A 16,494-nucleotide genomic window follows, 5' to 3' on the forward strand; every position below is an offset into this window, starting at 1 on the left:
GAGAATTTGTCATGACTAAAAAAATAATTGTTGTTGGTGATAAATTCAGCGAATTTTCTAACGGCAGGGATATCATTACTATCAGCCAACTGGATTTAATCACTCAGATCCCGGCAAATATTATTGATACGGCCAGCCAATTCATTGTAGGACAAGGTGTCCGAGAAGATTATGCCGGGAAGGTATTAGATAACCAGGAACGAAATAAACATCATGAAAATAAACTGGATCTGACCGAATTGCAACAACTGGCCACCACGGGTAAAAATGTACATTCTCACAAAGAATTGTACCATAATATTTTGATTGGCACCGCGGGCAGAGTGAGTGAAGATCTTTATGTTATGCCACTTTCGATTGATGAGCGCTGTGAACTCATGGCCGATCATCAAACAGGCAAACATATTCAGGGCATGATATTGGTTGAAGCGAGTCGCCAAGCCTTTATTGCCATTACCGATGAGTTTTATATGGCTGATAACACTGTCAGCACATATTACGTCATTAATGAAATGAATATGAAGTTTGATAATTTCCTTTTCCCATTGCCGGCATTGATATATTACGAACTGTTGGAAAAAGACATTAATGAACGGCGTTCACGCTTTAAAGCGATCGTTCGTATTTCTCAACATACGACCCTGTGCTCATCCATGGACGTTTCTTTTACGGTTTATCCCTCTGTCGTTATCAGTGAACGGGAAGAAATATTGGCAACCGGTATGACGCATTCTGTCTTGCAATCGAAAATTGACCCCTCCATGGCTATCAAAGGAAGCACACATGTCTGAATTACACGGCCAGCGCTATACCCTGGCCGGGACCACGCAGGGGCCGCTTTATCCCCCGGCAGAGGTCATGGACGCGCAGGGTAATTTTGTCGTCATCGGTCAGATCTCGAAAGACACCGGTATGAGTTGGGGGGCGGCCATTGTTGATAAAGAGAGTCCGCTGCCGCCGTTCGGTAAAATATTGCCTTATAAAATAAAGCAAGATATCGATACATTGACTGAGGCGAAGCTGGCAGAAATAACGCTGTTTGCGCTGCCATTACCTTTGCCACTGAATAACTATCCCATGCTTTTTTCTCCAGAACAAAGACCGCTAGCAGCGCTGGACGTCAGGCCGTCGATGCCGCTGCATGAAGGGCATATTGCCGATTATCGCTCCATGGATGGGAGACGCAAATTACCGGCCATTACATTAGCGGATTGGGTTAAGGCACAGGGAGAGTTAATCGTCTCTGTCAGTGAAGATAAACGCTCTGCACGGTTTGATTTCACCTTTAAAGGACTGGTTCCCGACAGTGTGTACACCGTGATGAGCCAGCGAGAAAGAGATCTCGACCCTATTTTACCCAGTCGCCCCGGACCGTTAGGCATTCCTAATGTCTTTATGACTGACGCCAGCGGGGATGCACAATACTGGGCGCAGTTGCCGAATCCATTCCCTGCTGATGGAGAAAACCGTAATCGGATTATCAATGTGGTGGTGTTATTTATGAGCTGTCAGCAAAGCTACGGCGGAGCCATCGGATTATACGGTTTAGGCGGTGATATTCATGCCCATCTGAAACTTCCGACACTCTCATTCAGTGAGTTCACGACCTTTGATTAAGGAATAGAACAATGCCATTTGTCCAAATAACCACCTGGAAAATGAATGACGAGGCTAAAGTAAAAAATTTAGTCGATGAAATCACTCGCTCCGTTCATATACATTGCGGTGCGCCGCTGGATAAAATTTCAGTGGTGATTGTTGAATTGCCTCCTTCCCGTTGGTCCGATGCCGGCGTATTAGGCAACGACCCCACTTTCCCCCTCCAAAGTCGTAGAAAAGACTACGGGGAGGAAAAGTGAAATTAACGGCCGCCTTCTTCGATGTCGATGAAACATTGATAAAAATGAAAAGCATGTTTCATTTTTATCAATATTGGAGTGAGAGCCGACAATGGACATCAAAACATCAACAATTTACTGCCAATTTTAAAAATGCGGTTGCACAGGGTGTGACCAGAGAAGAACTTAACAAAATGTATTATCGTGAATTCGCTGGCGTTGATATTGAAGATCTCTATCATATGGGTGAAGCATGGTTCAATAAATATTTATCCCATAATGAGACCTATATTGCTTGTGCCGTGGAAGCACTTCAACAACATAAAATTAATGGACAGGTTGTTGTTTTTATTTCAGGGTCAATGTTGCCTTTACTTAAACCGTTAGGTCGACGCCTGGGCGCTGACGCTATCCTTTGCACTCCATTACTGTTGAATGATAAAGGCCTGTTGACCGGGGAAATTGGTGAGCCACAAACTATAGGCATGGGAAAACAGCGAGCGTTGTTAGCATTCAGTCATGGAAAAAACATTAACCTCATGACGAGTTATGCCTATGGTGACGATCTTTCAGATATTCCTATGCTAGAAACCATCGGTCATCCTGTCTGTGTCGGGGAATATTCAAATCTTGCTGAATATGCTGAAAAGAATCAATGGAAAATTCTCAAAGAGAATATTCCCTCACATTAAGGAATAGTATGAAAAATACATTAAATGATAATCAGCCGCTCACTCTGCAAACATGGCTATCGTTGATTATTTTGGCACTGTCCACGTTCACCATTGTCACCACTGAACTTGCGCCGATTGGCCTGTTAACACCTATGGCCCAGGGGTTGCACCAGTCAGAATCGATGATTGGGCTGACCGTGACCTTGTATGCCTGGGTCGGAGCGATCAGCGCGCTGCTCTCGTCGCTTTTGTTGGGGAACTTGCCTAAAAAAATGCTGCTGTTGGTACTGACGTTAATCATTCTAGTTTCCAATAGCTTATGCGCTTCGGTAAACAATTATCAATGGCTATTGGCAGCCCGCGTTATCGGTGCATTGGCTCATGGGGCATTTTGGGCAATGATCGGCGCCACGGCGGTTTCATTAGTCCCCGCACGTTTTATTGGCGTGGCGACGTCCATCGTGTTTGGGGGTGTTTCAGCCGCCAGCGTTTTTGGCGTGCCCCTGTCAAACTATATAGGCCTGAACCTCGGGTGGCGGCCGGCCTTCTGGATGATGTCGCTGCTCAGCGTGATAACGTTTCTGGGCATCGCGTTTATCGTGCCCAAAGTCAAAAGCAGTAGCACGCTGGGCCTGGCCGCTTTAGGTCGCGTTATGCGCTCGGGTCCACTGTGGAAAATCTACGCCGCTACCCTGCTCGCCATCACTGCGCATTTCGCCGCCTTCACTTTTATTGAACCTTGGCTGCAAAGCGTCCATTCCCTGTCCTCCCGCATGATCCCGGTGATGTTATTCGTGTTTGGTATCGCCGGTTTAGCCGGTAATTTCCTCACCGGAATGCTGATCGATAAATGGCTGAAACCCATGGTTTCGCTGTCCATCCTGCTGATTGCCGCTGTTCTGATAACCCTTGGGCAATGGGGGCAGACATTAGCTATCGGTCAAATTCTGGCGCTGATCGTTGTCTGGGGCCTGGCGGTGTCCGGCATTTTCGTGGGTTTCCAGACATGGGTATTAAGGCTGGCCGGTGACAATGCCTTTCCCGCCTCAGCGATTTACGTTTCCTTTTTTAACGCCGCGATAGGCTGTGGCGCTCTGGCGGGTGCATGGCTGGTTGCCAGCCTGAGTATTCCGGTATTGATGAGCATTGCCGGCGTGGCGATTGTCTTGTCATTGTTATTGGTCGCCATTATTCCGGTGAGAACCGAGCAAGCGGCGGTATTGACTGGGGGCACAGCATGAAATCAGGCAAAGATTTAACCGAATACGGTCGCTCGATAATGAACCAAATTGAGTCGGGTTTGGCAGATAAAGTCAGCAACCGTTTAGCCGAGCTTGACGCCGACTTACCGCAATTGATCACCGATTACGCTTTTGGCGCCGTCGTCGGGCGTGACGGATTGGACCTTAAAACCCGGGAAATGATCACCGTGGCTTCATTAATCACGTTGGGCACTGCACAGCCGCAACTGGAGCTGCATATGCGCGGAGCGATGAACGTCGGCGTGACACCGAAAGAATTGCTCGAAATTGTCATCCAAATGGCGATCTATGCAGGCGTTCCCGCCTGCATGAACGGACTGACCGCTTATCGTCTGGCTATTGCTCAGACTACACAGAAAAACGGGTGATAAAGGAAACGCAACATGAGAGACGTCGTGATAGTCGCAGCAAAACGGACGGCCACTGGCAATTTTCAGGGTGCTCTGGCCGAGCAAGCCGCCGTCACATTGGGTAGTGCCGTGGTCCAGGCTCTGTTAAAAGAAACCGGCGTCGCCGCCCATGAGATAGATCAGGTTATCATGGGGCAAGTCCTGACCGCGGGATGTGGCCAGAACCCCGCGCGCCAAACCGCCTTAAAGGCCGGCTTACCGGTGAAAATTCATGCGCTGACCATCAACAAGGTTTGCGGCTCAGGCCTGAAAGCCGTTCATCTAGCGATGCAGGCGATCCAGTGCGGTGACGCGGAATGTGTGATTGCCGGGGGCCAGGAAAATATGTCGCTGGCGCCGCATATCCTTAACGCGGCGCGTAAAGGATTGCGCCTCGGGCATGCCGATCTGAAAGATACCCTTATTCAGGATGGTCTGTGGGATGCTTTTCATGATTTTCATATAGGGGTCACGGCGGAAAATGTCGCCAGACAATTCGGTATTTCACGTTTACGGCAGGATGAATACTCGGCGGTTTCCCATCAGAGGGCGTTAAAAGCGCAGCGGGATGGGCATTTTCTCGATGAGATCGTAGCTTTCGAATTCGCCAACAGAAAAGGCGAAACCATCCGTTTCGACCAGGATGAAGGGCCGCGCGAAACCAGCTACGATAAATTGTCGTTGTTGAAACCGGTGTTCCAGGCAGCAGGAACGGTCACTGCCGGCAACGCCTCATCACTGAATGACGGTGCGGCTGCGGTCATGTTATGCAGCCGGGAAAAAGCCGGCAGTCTGGGCTTAACGCCCCTGGTGACCGTGGGGCACTTTACGAATTCCGGTATTGAGCCTGAAATAATGGGTGCCGCACCGATCGAAGCCATTCGTCGCTGTTTGAAAGAGCAGATGTGGGAAATAGCTGAACTTGACGTATTGGAGTCTAACGAGGCGTTTGCCGCACAAGCGCTGGCGGTTTTGTCAGAACTGCACATTTCCCTGGATCGCGTAAACCCCAATGGGGGTGCCATTGCCTTGGGCCACGCGATCGGCGCCTCGGGTTGTCGAATACTGGTGACACTGATTCACCACATGCGGCGTAACAACTTGCATAAAGGCATGGCCGCGTTGTGCATAGGGGGCGGAGAAGGTGTCGCCTTGGCGGTAGAGCGCGGTTAATGACGTGCTGACGTAAATCACAAAACGGCTGAGTAAAGTTTTCAGCCTTTTTGCGTTTTCACTCTTCGGTTGCCTGGATAATAACGTTACGCATTGACACCTTTCATGCCTTCCTGACTATAACGTTCGCCTTTTATCTCGATCTGGTCTTTCAGTTTGGTGATAAAAACCACATCGTCTTCACTTAACTCAATGTCTGCTGCTGCGGCATTTTCCCGTGCATAACGGCTATTTTTCGTGCCAGGGATAGGAACTATCTGGTCATATTGCGCCAGCAGCCAGGCAAGTGATAGCTGGCCGAGCGTACATTGATATTTCGTAGCCAACGGCTCGATGGCATTAAGGATCTTGGCATTAGAGTGTAAATTTTCATCACTGAAACGGGGATTGTTTTTGCGGAAATCGTCATCGGAAAAATCGGCGTTGTTTAAATATTTCCCCGTCAGAAAACCGCGTCCCAAGGGCGAATAAGGGACCACACCGATACCTAGGCGGATGGCCGTAGGCAAAATATTCTGTTCGATATCACGAGTCCACAAGGAATATTCAGTTTGTAACGCCGTGACCGGATGAACCCGATGGGCTTTTTCAAGCGTTGTGGCGGAGACTTCGCACAACCCAACATGCGCAATTTTGCCTTCCTTCACCAACTCGCTCAAGCAGGACATACTTTCTTCAATCGACGCCTGCGGGTTAATGCGGTGCAGATAATAGAGGTCAATACGCTCGATGCCTAACCGTTGTAATGAATCATGGCAGCAGCGGCGTATATAGTCCGGTTCGTTGTTAATGCTGCGTGCATACGCCGCTTCAACCGGTCGGTAAATACCACACTTGGTGGCGATGTTAATCTGTTCACGCTGACGACCTTTCAGCGTGCCAAGAAAGTGACCGATCAGGCGTTCATTGTGTCCTCGCCCATAGATATCAGCGGTGTCGAGTAAATTAACGCCACTTTCGATGACCGTTTTTAATACCTCAAGAGAATCAGTATCCTTGGCCTCTCCGTAGAATTCGCTCAAGCCCATGGCGCCATAACCCATAGCCGAAACGGTAAAATCTTTACCTAGTATTCTCATTCGCATCGTCATTTCTCCTCGTGATTGAAAAGCAAGTATGAATCAAGACATGCTGCAGGAGAATTTCAAAGAAATTAATATAATAAAAGTATTACCACGCAAACCTTAGCTTTGCTTTTCCCAGCATCTTGATCGTGCAGTGGCCAAGCTGAAAGAGAGGCGGCCGGAGCAGAGCAGGGGGCTACAACCGGCAACAAGGAGAATGGCTGGACACGGTGAAAGAAATCGACATGCAGCCAACCGGGCTGAATGGGTTCGGCGCCTGATGCTGTTTGCTCAGGGGCGCTATGCGATCAGTTTAGATGGTGATGGCGACGTGGAAGATCCCGCAGAACAGCATTGGATAAGAACACCTACATAGTTAGTGGATAATACTTGCCAAGTAAATGCATGAGTGATACATGTATAACAAGCTAAGTATTCATAACCCAATGGGGTGTGCTGATGAATCAGTCCGAACTACGCCTACTTAACATCATGGGGGCTTTTTGCCTCTCAGTTTCCGATCGTATCTCTGCCGCAACGAGCGAAGCCTTGGGAATGAATGCCTCTTATCCTTCTGCGCTGGTTCAAATTGGCCTTTTCTCTAATCAGCTAAGCAATTTGCAGTCCGCATTGTCGTTGGGGCAGTCAGCTGCCACGCGCCTGGTTCAGAAACTGGAAGAGCAGAGTTTGGTTTATAAAGAGCGCGCGGTCACAGATAGTCGTTCAGCTACGTTGCATTTAACCAGTAAAGGCATGGAAGAAATGCAAAAAATCCTCAAAGAGCGATATAGCGTGTTGGAGCAGCTTATTTCTCCGTTAAAAGGGGAAGAAAAAGACATTTTTTTGGTGCTTATTTCAAAAATATTAGAAAATACCGTGACCGACCGCCAGACGTCAGATTCTGTGTGTCGGCTTTGCGATTTGAATGCTTGTCCGCAGGAGTGTTGTCCAGCAGAACCGTCAAAATAGTTATTATTTTATTTAAACCACACCAGGTGGACTATGATACCAAACGTTCATATTAAGGGCGCTGCGTTTGCTATTCTGGCAGCTTTTTGCTGGGGTATGGCCTTAGTCATGTCTAAGGGGGCTTTGCAAAGCTTTCCGCCGATAATGCTCTTATTAATACAACTTCGGCGGCTGTCAAGGATGTTGGCACCCTTAGTCATTTTTTATGCTGCATTTTCCAGCGCTGTTTCCGGCTTATCCGGATTCAACATCACCACTTCGACACGTTGCCATTGGCGACAGTGTTTTGACCATCGTTCCGGGTTGGCCCTTTGGGCTGATTCATACAAGGCTTTTCGGTTTGCCAACAGGGCAATGTCATGCCCCTGATGGCGTTGTTCCGGCGTCACATAACCGATAGCGCTATGCCGGTGCTCTTCGTTGTACCATCGGCTAAAACACTCAACCCACTGTCTTGCCTCATTTAGGTCCAGGAAGCCCGATGACGGCCACGCTGGAACATATTTCAGCGTTCTGAACAGCGACTCTACATACGGATTGTCGTTGCTGACCCGCGGCCGGCTGTGCGAACCGGTGATCTGCAGTTCTTCCAGCTTTGCTTTCAGCGTTTGGGATTTCATCGGCGCCCCATTATCGGCGTGCAGCACCAAAGGTTGCCGGTAGCACTGTTCACGCAGCACGGTACGCTGCAGCAGGGCGGCGGCCTGGTCACCATTTTCTTCTTCGTGAACCTCGTAACCGACGATTTTCCGGCTAAAGATATCTTCTATCAGATACAGATAAAAATACCGGCCACGGACTCGTGACGCGAGTAGAGTAAGAGACAAGGCGTAGTCGAACTATTTCCTTGCCTCTCCTCTCCGAACCGGACATGCACCTTTCAGCGCATCCGGCTCTCCATTTATACACGGCTCATGGCCATGGCAACGTCGCGATAGCGTGAGGTAAACGTATTGCGTTCTTCCTTCCTGAGGTAAGGATTGCTTTCAGGAAGTCGCCAGCGGAATTGCCGTTTACCTCGCCCAACTAAACGTATCAGTTCCACCCGGCATCGACTGCTTTGGCGATTGGTACCAAACAGAACCCAGGTCTTTGCTGACCCGTTGAGCGGGAGCTTAAACCAGCGTCGCATCAGCGGCTTGATTGCTGTCCGGTATTTCCGCGACAGCCAGTGTGTCAGTTTCCAGAACACCACACCGTCGATATGGCTGAACACTTTGGCTTTGAAGTCGACAAATTGGTAGAAATTCGCCCAGCCTTGAAGCTTCTTGTTCAGTGTGTCGACCATATCGATCTTGTTGGCGTCGAAGTTTCCCGACAATAACTGAGTCAGCGATGCGGCGAAGTTTCTTGCCTTTTCTCGTGGGATCGTGCTGACTACCCGCATTATGCCGTCGCGACTTCGTTTCCGAATAAGCCGATGACCGAGAAACGTGAAGCCGTCGTTTACATGGGTGACCCGGGTCTTTTCCATGTTCAGCGCCAGCTTCAACTTTCCTTCAAGCACATCGCGACATTCGTTCCGAATGGCTTCAGCATGCGCTTTGGTACCCTTTACGATAATGATAAAATCATCAGCATAACGGCAGTAAGCTACAGCGGGTTGCCATTGCCACTTCCCTTGGATCGCCGACCGACGACCGACCTTGATGCTATGGTTGTTATACCATCGGTCTTGACGCGGCTTTGTACCAAGATAATGGCGCTCAAGATACTGATCGAATTCATGCAGCATAATGTTCGCCAGTAGGGGCGAGATAACCCCGCCTTGCGGAACCCCCTCGCTGGCCGCACGAAACAGTCCGGCATCAACATGGCCGGCTTTGATGATTTTCCAGAGCAACGACAAGAACCGCTGATCGCAGATCCGTCGCCGTACCGCCTTCATCAACAGCCGGTGATGTACTGTGTCGAAGTAACTGGAAAGGTCACCTTCGATGACCCACCGTCCACTGGTGTCACGTTTATCTGTCAGTTGAAGTTTCACTGTGCGGATAGCGTGATGCACACTGCGTTCCGGACGAAATCCATAGGAAAGACGGTGGAAATCACTTTCCCAGATGGGCTCCATTGCCATCAACATGGCCCGCTGGATAATACGATCCCGTAATGTAGGTATCTCCAGTGGGCGCAGTTTCCCGTTCGCTTTTGGAATGTACACACGCCGGGCGGGGGCCGGTTGATAGTCACCCGACAGTAGTTCCTGACGGAGCTGAGCCAGAGTTTCCAACAACCGGTTTTCCAGATGCAGTTTGGTTATGCCGTCTATCCCAGGCGTGTAACTACCTCGGGATGCCAGCGTTTTCCGTGCTGCTTCTGCCAGCCATATCGGGTGTGCAATCAGGCGCAATAACCGATCCATTTTACGATCCGGCTCGGTATCCGCCCACGTTGCCAGTTTGCATTGCATTTCGCTGATTATCAAAGGTCTTCACCTCACTTCAGTCAGGTAGTTTGTTCTACAAACATATATAAACTGCTCCCCTTCGCCATGTAATGGGCTTTCCCCATCGCGGACTACTACGGGAGCTCCGCCAGCCTGTTTGTCATCGGGGTCATGCTCCCTTAACAGCCAAACAGACCTTCCCCGGTTTACTGACCTGAACTCAAACATAGTGGGGTGGATGCCGATCGCAGTCTTTACCCTCATCATTCTGTGAGGCGATAACGCTCTGACACAGAATTGTGGTATTGCGTCAGTCCATGGCCATATTCGTGGCTGTAAAGTGGCCAATCGACACGCTCCATCCTACATGTAAAGAACGTCTAACGTTGTACCCCCTGTTAACCCGTGTAGGGGGTGGTGACATTTCAACCCATAGACGCGGATTAATCGGTTCATGTTCTTCATCCGTCCACTACTCAGCCTGGAGGAGCATCTTGGCTTAACGAGTTCGCCTCACCCCCCGTTGTCAGCGGGCTTCATCACCTCACCAGCATACAATGAGACACTGCCGCTCGGGCTCATGTGTCTGCACAACCAGACACTGCCGCCGCTTGTCAGACTCCTGTCGACAAGCGGCGGATTTCAGATCAGTTCGTGGCTCATATTTAGCTTCCTTGCCAGCCCTGAGCTCCGGGCGCACGCCAGGTGATGTCCCATGTCCACACGTGGCGGGGCGCAAGCGCCTGATAGCTGGTCGGTTTATTGACCTTCAGCGGTGCCCGGCTACGCCCTCGATGATGCACCTGACCGTGGCGCCGCAGGATCCGGTAAAACGTCGATTCGCTGGCTAGATAGACCCCTGTGTCCGCCAGACGTGGCACGATTTGCGCCGGCGGCAAACTGGCATACTCCGGCTCGTGACACACGGCCAGTATTTGATGTTCTTCGGCGAGTGTCAGCTTATTGGCCGGTCGTGGGCGCACCGCCGAAGGCCGGCGGTCTTCGGCCTGCCCGTTCCAGCGCCGCCAGGTGCGCAGGCTGATGCCCACTTCTCGGCAGGCGGGGAGCAAGCGCGCACCGGCGCTCGTCGCCTCGCCTATCCACCGGATAAATTGCACTCGCTCGTTCGCTGGCGTCAGTCGTCCTCGTCTGCTATCCCGTAATAACCATTGAGCTTTTTTCGCAACACCAGCAACGCGGCCGCCTCCGCCAGGGCTTTTTCCTTTCGGGCCAGTTCTCGCTTCAGCCCTTTGATTTCTTTTTGGGCCTGTTTTTGCGACTGCCGGGTATCGGGTTGTGGCGTTTGAAGGAAGTCTTGTTTCCACTGGGCTATTTGTTCTGGATAAAGCCCTTTACGACGGCAATATTCGCCTAACTCGGCTTGACTGAGTGTGGCAGTTTCCACGATCACGGCAAAACGGGCTTCGGTCGACCATTGTTCGGTAGTTTTATTCGCTCCGGGCACGGGCTTTCCCTCCAATTTGGCCTGAATACGCCAGTTGTAAAGGGTAGCTTCCGATATTCCTTCTTGCTGTGCAAGTGCGCTAACAGTCATGTTGTGAGGAGGTAATAATTTGTCCAAAACAGCAGCTTTACGTTCAGGTGAATAACGTTTCATGTCAGGCTCCACTACCCCCAATTAGATTTTCAGTAGGGGATGCCATCTATCCTGACAGGGGGGGACTTACAGCCAGCGTTGTTTTTATATGGTGTATTGTTCTTATAAAGAAAATAAAAATTCCAGATATACGATCATTAAAAAAGGTGAGTTTTCTCGGTCTTTTTGAGCCATTTTTGACCTATATCCTGGTGTTGATTGGCCTCACGTTCGCCAGAGCAACGGATGCGGCACTATTACAGTCGTTAGAATCAATATTTATAGTGATCATTGCCGCGTTGTTTTTTAAAGAAAAATTAAGTAAATTGTTCATTATGTTATCGTCTTTCATTCTGATTGGCCTCTACTTTTCAATAGGAAGTAGTCTGTCAGAATTGATACATAATGGTATGATAGGGAATCTTCTTATTATTTCCGGTATGCTTGCCGCTGCCGTATATGTTATGATGACATCGCGCTCGATAGCGGTTGCAGATGCCATTATCATTGTTGCTTTTCAACAAGTCACTGCACTTCTTGCAACAACATTAGCTTTTATTATCGAGTATATCGTTACCGATTATACATTCTCTATTCCATCGATAGGCATTGTGTTACTGGCGATAGCATCCGGTATCCTTCAATATGCTCTCGCATTCACATTTTATTTAATTTCATTAAAAAATATCAGTGCAGGATTAGCAGGAATGTTTCTAAACTTGGTCCCTATTTTTGGGATCTTCGGCGCATACCTGTTTCTAAGAGAAAAGATGGAAAGCATTCAGATAGTGGGAAGTATTATTACTATCTGTGCGTTGCTTATGATAAGTATGTTATCAAGTAAGACAGGTGAACATTAATGTAACTCTGAAAATTCCAGTAAGGAGAAAGGTATGGAAATTCAACAATTACTCGGTAAAATTCCGAGGAGCCATCTTGACTCTTTCGGTAAAGATATAGACAAAACCAATGAACTTCTTTTCAATGAACCCGATAAAGAAAAAAAGAAAGAGATCCTTTTTCATTGGGTCAAGCGATTTCAACCTTGCAGGGTAACGCCGCGGTCAAGCGCGTGGCGGATGACGGCGATCGAGCCGGTCTCGTCGCTGTGGTCGCCGTAGAACGCACTCATGCCCATGCAGCCGAGGCCCAGGGCGGACACGGTGGGGCCGTTACGGCCAAGAGTACGGATCCTCATAAAAATACTCCTGTTATCACCTGATTATCGATCCGGGGGCGGACCCTCCGTCTCCGGTCCTGTCTTCATGTTCAGACGATTCTATACCTGCCGGCCGTTGCGCTCCAGCGGCGTGAGGCGGGTACTGAGAGATGGTGTGGCAGTAGTACGCAAGACAGAATGGTGCCCTTTAGGATTGGCGTGTGGTCTGTCCAGCAGATATCCTTGGGGTATCCATTCGTTGCAGCATTAGGACGAACGCAACCGACCAGCGGATATCCTCGTTTCAGCCTGACATAATACTATAGGCATATACGTCCCCGAACGTTGTCGGAAAATCAGCCAACGTGGTTGTTGCTATCAAATAGACTTTTTACCTACTTTTCTTTGGTGTCGGTAGCACAGTGAGAGTTCTCTGCCTGATAAAGCGCTAATACTTTATCAGCAAAATCATCACTTTTGATGTAAAAGTAGCATTCCGGTACGTGCAAGATTTCCGCCATCAGGCAGGCGAGCGAATATTTTGGCGTATGAGTCCCCAATTCATATTGTGAAATGCGTTGTCGGGCGGTAGCTTCCTCAATGCCAATCATTACCCCCAGCTTCTCTTGCGTCATGTCACATAATCTTCGCGCTTCTTTGAGTCTTTTTCCTATCATCGGTCGCCCAGACAATCAATTATCCTTGACGCCTGTCTAGCATTCCTTTACATTTTATGTGTAAAGTAAAACCTTTACATCGCTACACGACAACACCAGGGAACCGGTCACGTTCTTGGGTTACACTGGGTTCGTGACCCTTTTCATTGGCTCCGGCCATGATGTCCGGGCGTTGTCGTGTACGCCTTCCGTTGAAGTCCGTGATTAAAGGGTTTTACAAGCCGGGCCAGAGCGCGTAATTTTTCATCAGCCAAAAAAACACCGGCATCCAGTGCCCCTGGGGAAACACCTGAATCGGTTTACTGATCGCGTTATACAGCAGCCAGGGGGGCATGTATGATGGAAAATTTTATCCCGCTTACCTCAATGGGGCAGCAGCGCATCTTAGCCGATATGGCGGCTTTTCATGCTATGCGCCTCAAGCGTGATGGGGCATCAGCACTTAAAATCAGTGAGCTTGAGTTGGCGCAGCCACCCGCCATGCGGATGTATTTTCGGTGCCGCTTAAAATATTGGCAGAAGCTTTACAGTGTCGTTTTTTCTCTCTGAATAATCACAGGAAGGCAACACTCATGTCATCCCAGAATGATGTCACGCTTATCCGAAACATGGTGTTAAACCTCATCAAGCGCGAGAATGCGCAGCGTATCCCCAAGATAGTCGTCCATATGCCCCGACTATGGCTGGCCCTACTGATTTGGGCCGGAAGTACGCTGATGGCGGGTATGGTACTGTACCGATTCTGGCCTGGTCTAGGGCAACTGATAGTGCTGGGTGCTCTTTTCGGGGGGCTCGTTTGGACCGCGTTTACGCTCGCTGGCTCGCCTCTCGTAAGGCGTAGCGGGCTGTATCATCTGCCCGATAATATTCCTGCCCTACCCATCACCGGCTCAGATCTGATTGCCCTGAGTCAGACCAGCGACGCATTGCAGAGCGCGGTTAAAGTGTTTGTCGTGGAGCATAAGGACATTGGCTATGGTGAGTTGTATCGACTGGCCAGGGATATTCATCACCAGGCACAGTACCGTAAAGCCTTACGGCGCCGTCTGATAGCCCGCTATCAATCGCCGAGTTTCCCAGTACGCAACGAGACGTTCGGCCAGCTGGCTCGTCCAGCGGCCAGCACGGATACGCTTATCTTGTCTCGTTCATCCGTCCCAAAGTCCAGACCTGCGCGTTCATCCACTATATCCCGTAAGATCTGAGGTATTTATGTACCCACAAATTGCCCATTTCGCTTGGTGTGGACTCGTCGCGATAGAGCTGGCGTGGCAGGACGGTCGTATCGTTGCGGATGCGGGAGAGCAGCCGTTTATTATTCGTGCGCCAGGCATGGCGCGTAGCGCCCTGACGGGTGCTGTCCCCTGGCCGTGGTGGCCAAGGGGCGACTTGGAGGTGAAAGTCCTCTACACACCCGGCAAGGGGAAGTGTTAGCTGAAGGCAAGGGTGTCGCGGGCGATCGCGGATCTGAAGGAAGCTGAAAGCAAAATGCCGGCCTGACGTACAGGAAGCGGATCAGGCGGCGCAGCGGGGTAAGACGGCGAAAATCGTTAAAGCCCAGTACTTGCACGGAACGCTGTGACGTATATCCGACAGGCATAAGCAGGAAGGTCGCGCGAATTACCCTGGGAGATCTGCACGTTTGCCATAGTGCTACCGCGCGTCGAGAGGCGACGGGATGAGCGTGCAGAAGTCAGCCGAGGCCGTAGTAAGTGACGATTAACCCCGTCACCAAGGGCTGAACAGGTTATACCGCCAGTAGGCGTTGGAGTCTCGTCGAATGCTGAAACACCGAATATTCTCCCCGAGAAAACTGTTTCCCCGAGTCCCGGACGGTATCCGAGGATGATGGCCGACAGTGTGCAAGCATCGGCGACGTCTGCGACGTGGACGAACGCGGAGCCGGACACGCTGATGGAGCGGGTGCTCGCACCGGCGAATCTCAAGCGTGCGTATCAACGCGTAGTCGGCAATAAAGGCGCACCGGGTGCCGATGGCATGACGGTGGCTGAATTGGCCGGCTACGTGAAACAGTATTGGCCGATCTTAAAGGCCCGGTTGTTGACAGGGGAATATCATCCGCAAGCGGTACGCGCGGTTGAGATCCCCAAGCCCAAAGGTGGAACCCGCCATTTAGGTATCCCCAGTGTGGTGGATCGCCTGATTCAACAAGCCTTGCTACAACAGCTCACGCCAATCTTCGACCCGCTGTTCTCGGACTACAGCTATGGCTTCCGTCCGGGGAAAAGCGCCCATCAGGCAGTCGAAACGGCCCGCGCCCACGTAGCTGCCGGGCATCACTGGTGCGTGGAACTCGATCTGGAAAAGTTCTTTGATCGCGTTAACCACGATATCCTGATGGCCCGCGTACAGCGCCGGGTTGAAGACAAACGCGTGCTTACGCTTATCAGTCGCTATCTTGAGTCCGGGGTGATGGCGGGTGGGATACTGAGCCGACGGCAGGAAGGGACGCCGCAAGGGGGCCCGCTCTCGCCGTTGTTGTCGAATATCCTGCTCAACGAACTCGATATCGAACTGACAAAGCGGGGTCATCGCTTCGTGCGTTATGCCGATGATGCGAACATCTATGTGCGCAGTCAACGGGCTGGCGAACGGGTAATGGTAAGCGTGGAGCGCTTCCTGAACCAGCGGTTAAAACTGACGCTGAACGGGGAAAAGAGCCGTGTAGCCGAAGCCTGGAAATGTGACTACCTCGGCTATGGGATAAGCAGGCATCGACAGCAACCGAGACTGAGAGTAAGCATGGCAAGCCAAGGCCGACTGCGCGACAGGCTGGGGGAGATGTTGCGGGGTGCGCGGGGACGCAAGATGGCAAATGTCATCGAGCGAATAAACCCGATACTGCGCGGCTGGGCCGGTTACTTTAAGTTAAGTCAGAGCAAAAGGCCTCTCGAAAAGCTTGATGGCTGGGTGCGGCATAAACTGCGATGTGCCCTATGGCGCCAATGGAAGAATCCCTCGACAAGGGCACGGAACTTGACGCGCTTGGGGCTGAATGCAGAACGCGCCTGGAAATCGACGAGCAATGGACGAGGTCCCTGGTGGAACTCGGGAGCGTCGCATATGAATCAGGCGTTGCCGAAGAAATGGTGGGACCGGCTTGGACTGGTCTCGATACTGGATACGATAAACCGGCTAAACCGTATAGCCTGAACCGCCGTATACGGAACCGTACGTACGGTGGTGTGAGAGGACGGCGGGAGCAATCCCGCCTCCTACTCGATGCTGGCTTCAGCAGGCCCAGCAGCAAAAACGCTTCTCACGCGATATTGCGCCGGTGTTGCT

General features: G+C 50.7%; 17 protein-coding genes and 2 pseudogenes. 12 read left to right on the forward strand and 7 right to left on the reverse strand.

Annotated elements, in window-relative coordinates:
- Positions 1-11 precede the first annotated feature (11 nt).
- The 7 genes from ACL2XM_RS06770 to ACL2XM_RS06800 are packed head-to-tail and all read left to right on the forward strand — an operon-like array spanning position 12 to position 5,336.
- Positions 12-791, forward strand: coding sequence for an AfsA-related hotdog domain-containing protein (locus tag ACL2XM_RS06770; protein WP_413730220.1), 780 nt, complete (start codon positions 12-14; stop codon positions 789-791).
- Complete coding sequence (locus ACL2XM_RS06775) at positions 784-1,617, forward strand: hypothetical protein (RefSeq protein ID WP_413730221.1); 834 nt, start codon at positions 784-786, stop codon at positions 1,615-1,617. Before ACL2XM_RS06770 ends, ACL2XM_RS06775 begins: the two co-directional genes overlap by 8 nt.
- Before the next feature lie 11 nt (positions 1,618-1,628).
- A complete protein-coding gene (locus ACL2XM_RS06780; RefSeq protein ID WP_413730222.1) occupies positions 1,629-1,859 on the forward strand; it encodes a tautomerase family protein in 231 nt (76 codons plus the stop codon).
- On the forward strand, positions 1,856-2,530 hold the full coding sequence (locus ACL2XM_RS06785; RefSeq protein WP_413730223.1) for an HAD-IB family hydrolase: 675 nt from the start codon (positions 1,856-1,858) through the stop codon (positions 2,528-2,530). Before ACL2XM_RS06780 ends, ACL2XM_RS06785 begins: the two co-directional genes overlap by 4 nt.
- 8 nt (positions 2,531-2,538) lie before the next feature.
- Entirely contained in the window at positions 2,539-3,753 is a 1,215-nt protein-coding gene (locus tag ACL2XM_RS06790) for an MFS transporter (RefSeq protein ID WP_413730224.1), read from the forward strand.
- Positions 3,750-4,142, forward strand: a complete 393-nt coding sequence (locus ACL2XM_RS06795) for a carboxymuconolactone decarboxylase family protein (protein WP_413730225.1) — start codon at positions 3,750-3,752, stop codon at positions 4,140-4,142. The genes ACL2XM_RS06790 and ACL2XM_RS06795 overlap by 4 nt, the downstream gene beginning before the upstream one ends.
- Before the next feature lie 15 nt (positions 4,143-4,157).
- Positions 4,158-5,336 (forward strand): acetyl-CoA C-acetyltransferase, encoded by a 1,179-nt coding sequence (locus ACL2XM_RS06800; protein ID WP_413730226.1) that lies wholly within the window; start codon positions 4,158-4,160, stop codon positions 5,334-5,336.
- A gap of 86 nt (positions 5,337-5,422) precedes the next feature.
- Here ACL2XM_RS06800 and ACL2XM_RS06805 read toward each other — a convergent pair whose 3' ends face one another.
- A complete protein-coding gene (locus ACL2XM_RS06805) occupies positions 5,423-6,421 on the reverse strand; it encodes an aldo/keto reductase (RefSeq protein ID WP_413730227.1) in 999 nt (332 codons plus the stop codon).
- A 438-nt stretch (positions 6,422-6,859) separates the two neighbouring features.
- On the opposite strand from ACL2XM_RS06805, the gene ACL2XM_RS06810 reads away from it, so the two are divergent.
- Positions 6,860-7,369, forward strand: coding sequence for a MarR family winged helix-turn-helix transcriptional regulator (locus ACL2XM_RS06810; protein ID WP_413730228.1), 510 nt, complete (start codon positions 6,860-6,862; stop codon positions 7,367-7,369).
- Between the two features lie 203 nt (positions 7,370-7,572).
- On the opposite strand, the pseudogene ACL2XM_RS06815 reads toward ACL2XM_RS06810, so the two are convergent.
- The 4 genes and pseudogenes from ACL2XM_RS06815 to ACL2XM_RS06830 all read right to left on the reverse strand — a co-directional run.
- Positions 7,573-8,202, reverse strand: a pseudogene (locus ACL2XM_RS06815) (transposase); the annotation flags it as partial.
- A 68-nt stretch (positions 8,203-8,270) separates the two neighbouring features.
- Positions 8,271-9,779: a group II intron reverse transcriptase/maturase gene (gene ltrA / locus ACL2XM_RS06820; RefSeq protein ID WP_413733199.1), complete on the reverse strand. Its 1,509-nt coding sequence runs from the start codon at positions 9,777-9,779 to the stop codon at positions 8,271-8,273.
- 641 nt (positions 9,780-10,420) lie between these two features.
- A complete protein-coding gene (locus ACL2XM_RS06825) occupies positions 10,421-10,873 on the reverse strand; it encodes a helix-turn-helix domain-containing protein (protein ID WP_413730229.1) in 453 nt (150 codons plus the stop codon).
- 17 nt (positions 10,874-10,890) lie between these two features.
- Positions 10,891-11,373: a transposase gene (locus ACL2XM_RS06830; protein WP_203524861.1), complete on the reverse strand. Its 483-nt coding sequence runs from the start codon at positions 11,371-11,373 to the stop codon at positions 10,891-10,893.
- Here ACL2XM_RS06830 and ACL2XM_RS06835 point away from each other — a divergent pair.
- A complete protein-coding gene (locus ACL2XM_RS06835; protein WP_413730230.1) occupies positions 11,358-12,212 on the forward strand; it encodes a DMT family transporter in 855 nt (284 codons plus the stop codon). The genes ACL2XM_RS06830 and ACL2XM_RS06835 overlap by 16 nt on opposite strands.
- A gap of 188 nt (positions 12,213-12,400) precedes the next feature.
- Here ACL2XM_RS06835 and ACL2XM_RS06840 read toward each other — a convergent pair.
- Positions 12,401-12,550, reverse strand: a pseudogene (locus tag ACL2XM_RS06840) (aldo/keto reductase); the annotation flags it as partial.
- A gap of 356 nt (positions 12,551-12,906) precedes the next feature.
- Positions 12,907-13,188 carry a helix-turn-helix transcriptional regulator gene (locus ACL2XM_RS06845; RefSeq protein ID WP_413730231.1) on the reverse strand — a complete coding sequence of 94 codons (282 nt, stop codon included), beginning with the start codon at positions 13,186-13,188 and terminating at the stop codon, positions 12,907-12,909.
- Between the two features lie 336 nt (positions 13,189-13,524).
- Between ACL2XM_RS06845 and ACL2XM_RS06850 the strand changes: the two genes are divergently transcribed.
- The 3 genes from ACL2XM_RS06850 (at position 13,525) to ltrA (ACL2XM_RS06860) (ending at position 16,362) form a co-directional block, all read left to right on the forward strand.
- Entirely contained in the window at positions 13,525-13,737 is a 213-nt protein-coding gene (locus ACL2XM_RS06850) for a hypothetical protein (RefSeq protein WP_413730232.1), read from the forward strand.
- Between the two features lie 23 nt (positions 13,738-13,760).
- Positions 13,761-14,393, forward strand: a complete 633-nt coding sequence (locus ACL2XM_RS06855; RefSeq protein WP_413730233.1) for a hypothetical protein — start codon at positions 13,761-13,763, stop codon at positions 14,391-14,393.
- A gap of 640 nt (positions 14,394-15,033) precedes the next feature.
- On the forward strand, positions 15,034-16,362 hold the full coding sequence (gene ltrA / locus ACL2XM_RS06860) for a group II intron reverse transcriptase/maturase (RefSeq protein WP_413730234.1): 1,329 nt from the start codon (positions 15,034-15,036) through the stop codon (positions 16,360-16,362).
- Positions 16,363-16,494 lie beyond the last annotated feature (132 nt).

It is taken from the genome of Sodalis sp. RH20 (assembly GCF_047324205.1).
GTDB lineage: Bacteria > Pseudomonadota > Gammaproteobacteria > Enterobacterales > Enterobacteriaceae > Acerihabitans.

What these genes read in the sequence shown, in the direction of transcription:
- ltrA (WP_413733199.1), bottom strand. Translation starts at nt 9,779, where the DNA reads ATGCAATGCAAACTGGCAACGTGGGCGGATACCGAGCCGGATCGTAAA.
- ACL2XM_RS06770 (WP_413730220.1), top strand. Translation starts at nt 12, where the DNA reads ATGACTAAAAAAATAATTGTTGTTGGTGATAAATTCAGCGAATTTTCT.
- ACL2XM_RS06855 (WP_413730233.1), top strand. Translation starts at nt 13,761, where the DNA reads ATGTCATCCCAGAATGATGTCACGCTTATCCGAAACATGGTGTTAAAC.
- ACL2XM_RS06795 (WP_413730225.1), top strand. Translation starts at nt 3,750, where the DNA reads ATGAAATCAGGCAAAGATTTAACCGAATACGGTCGCTCGATAATGAAC.
- ACL2XM_RS06805 (WP_413730227.1), bottom strand. Translation starts at nt 6,421, where the DNA reads ATGCGAATGAGAATACTAGGTAAAGATTTTACCGTTTCGGCTATGGGT.
- ACL2XM_RS06780 (WP_413730222.1), top strand. Translation starts at nt 1,629, where the DNA reads ATGCCATTTGTCCAAATAACCACCTGGAAAATGAATGACGAGGCTAAA.
- ACL2XM_RS06800 (WP_413730226.1), top strand. Translation starts at nt 4,158, where the DNA reads ATGAGAGACGTCGTGATAGTCGCAGCAAAACGGACGGCCACTGGCAAT.
- ACL2XM_RS06790 (WP_413730224.1), top strand. Translation starts at nt 2,539, where the DNA reads ATGAAAAATACATTAAATGATAATCAGCCGCTCACTCTGCAAACATGG.
- ACL2XM_RS06830 (WP_203524861.1), bottom strand. Translation starts at nt 11,373, where the DNA reads ATGAAACGTTATTCACCTGAACGTAAAGCTGCTGTTTTGGACAAATTA.
- ACL2XM_RS06845 (WP_413730231.1), bottom strand. Translation starts at nt 13,188, where the DNA reads ATGATAGGAAAAAGACTCAAAGAAGCGCGAAGATTATGTGACATGACG.
- ACL2XM_RS06850 (WP_413730232.1), top strand. Translation starts at nt 13,525, where the DNA reads ATGATGGAAAATTTTATCCCGCTTACCTCAATGGGGCAGCAGCGCATC.
- ACL2XM_RS06775 (WP_413730221.1), top strand. Translation starts at nt 784, where the DNA reads ATGTCTGAATTACACGGCCAGCGCTATACCCTGGCCGGGACCACGCAG.
- ltrA (WP_413730234.1), top strand. Translation starts at nt 15,034, where the DNA reads ATGATGGCCGACAGTGTGCAAGCATCGGCGACGTCTGCGACGTGGACG.
- ACL2XM_RS06810 (WP_413730228.1), top strand. Translation starts at nt 6,860, where the DNA reads ATGAATCAGTCCGAACTACGCCTACTTAACATCATGGGGGCTTTTTGC.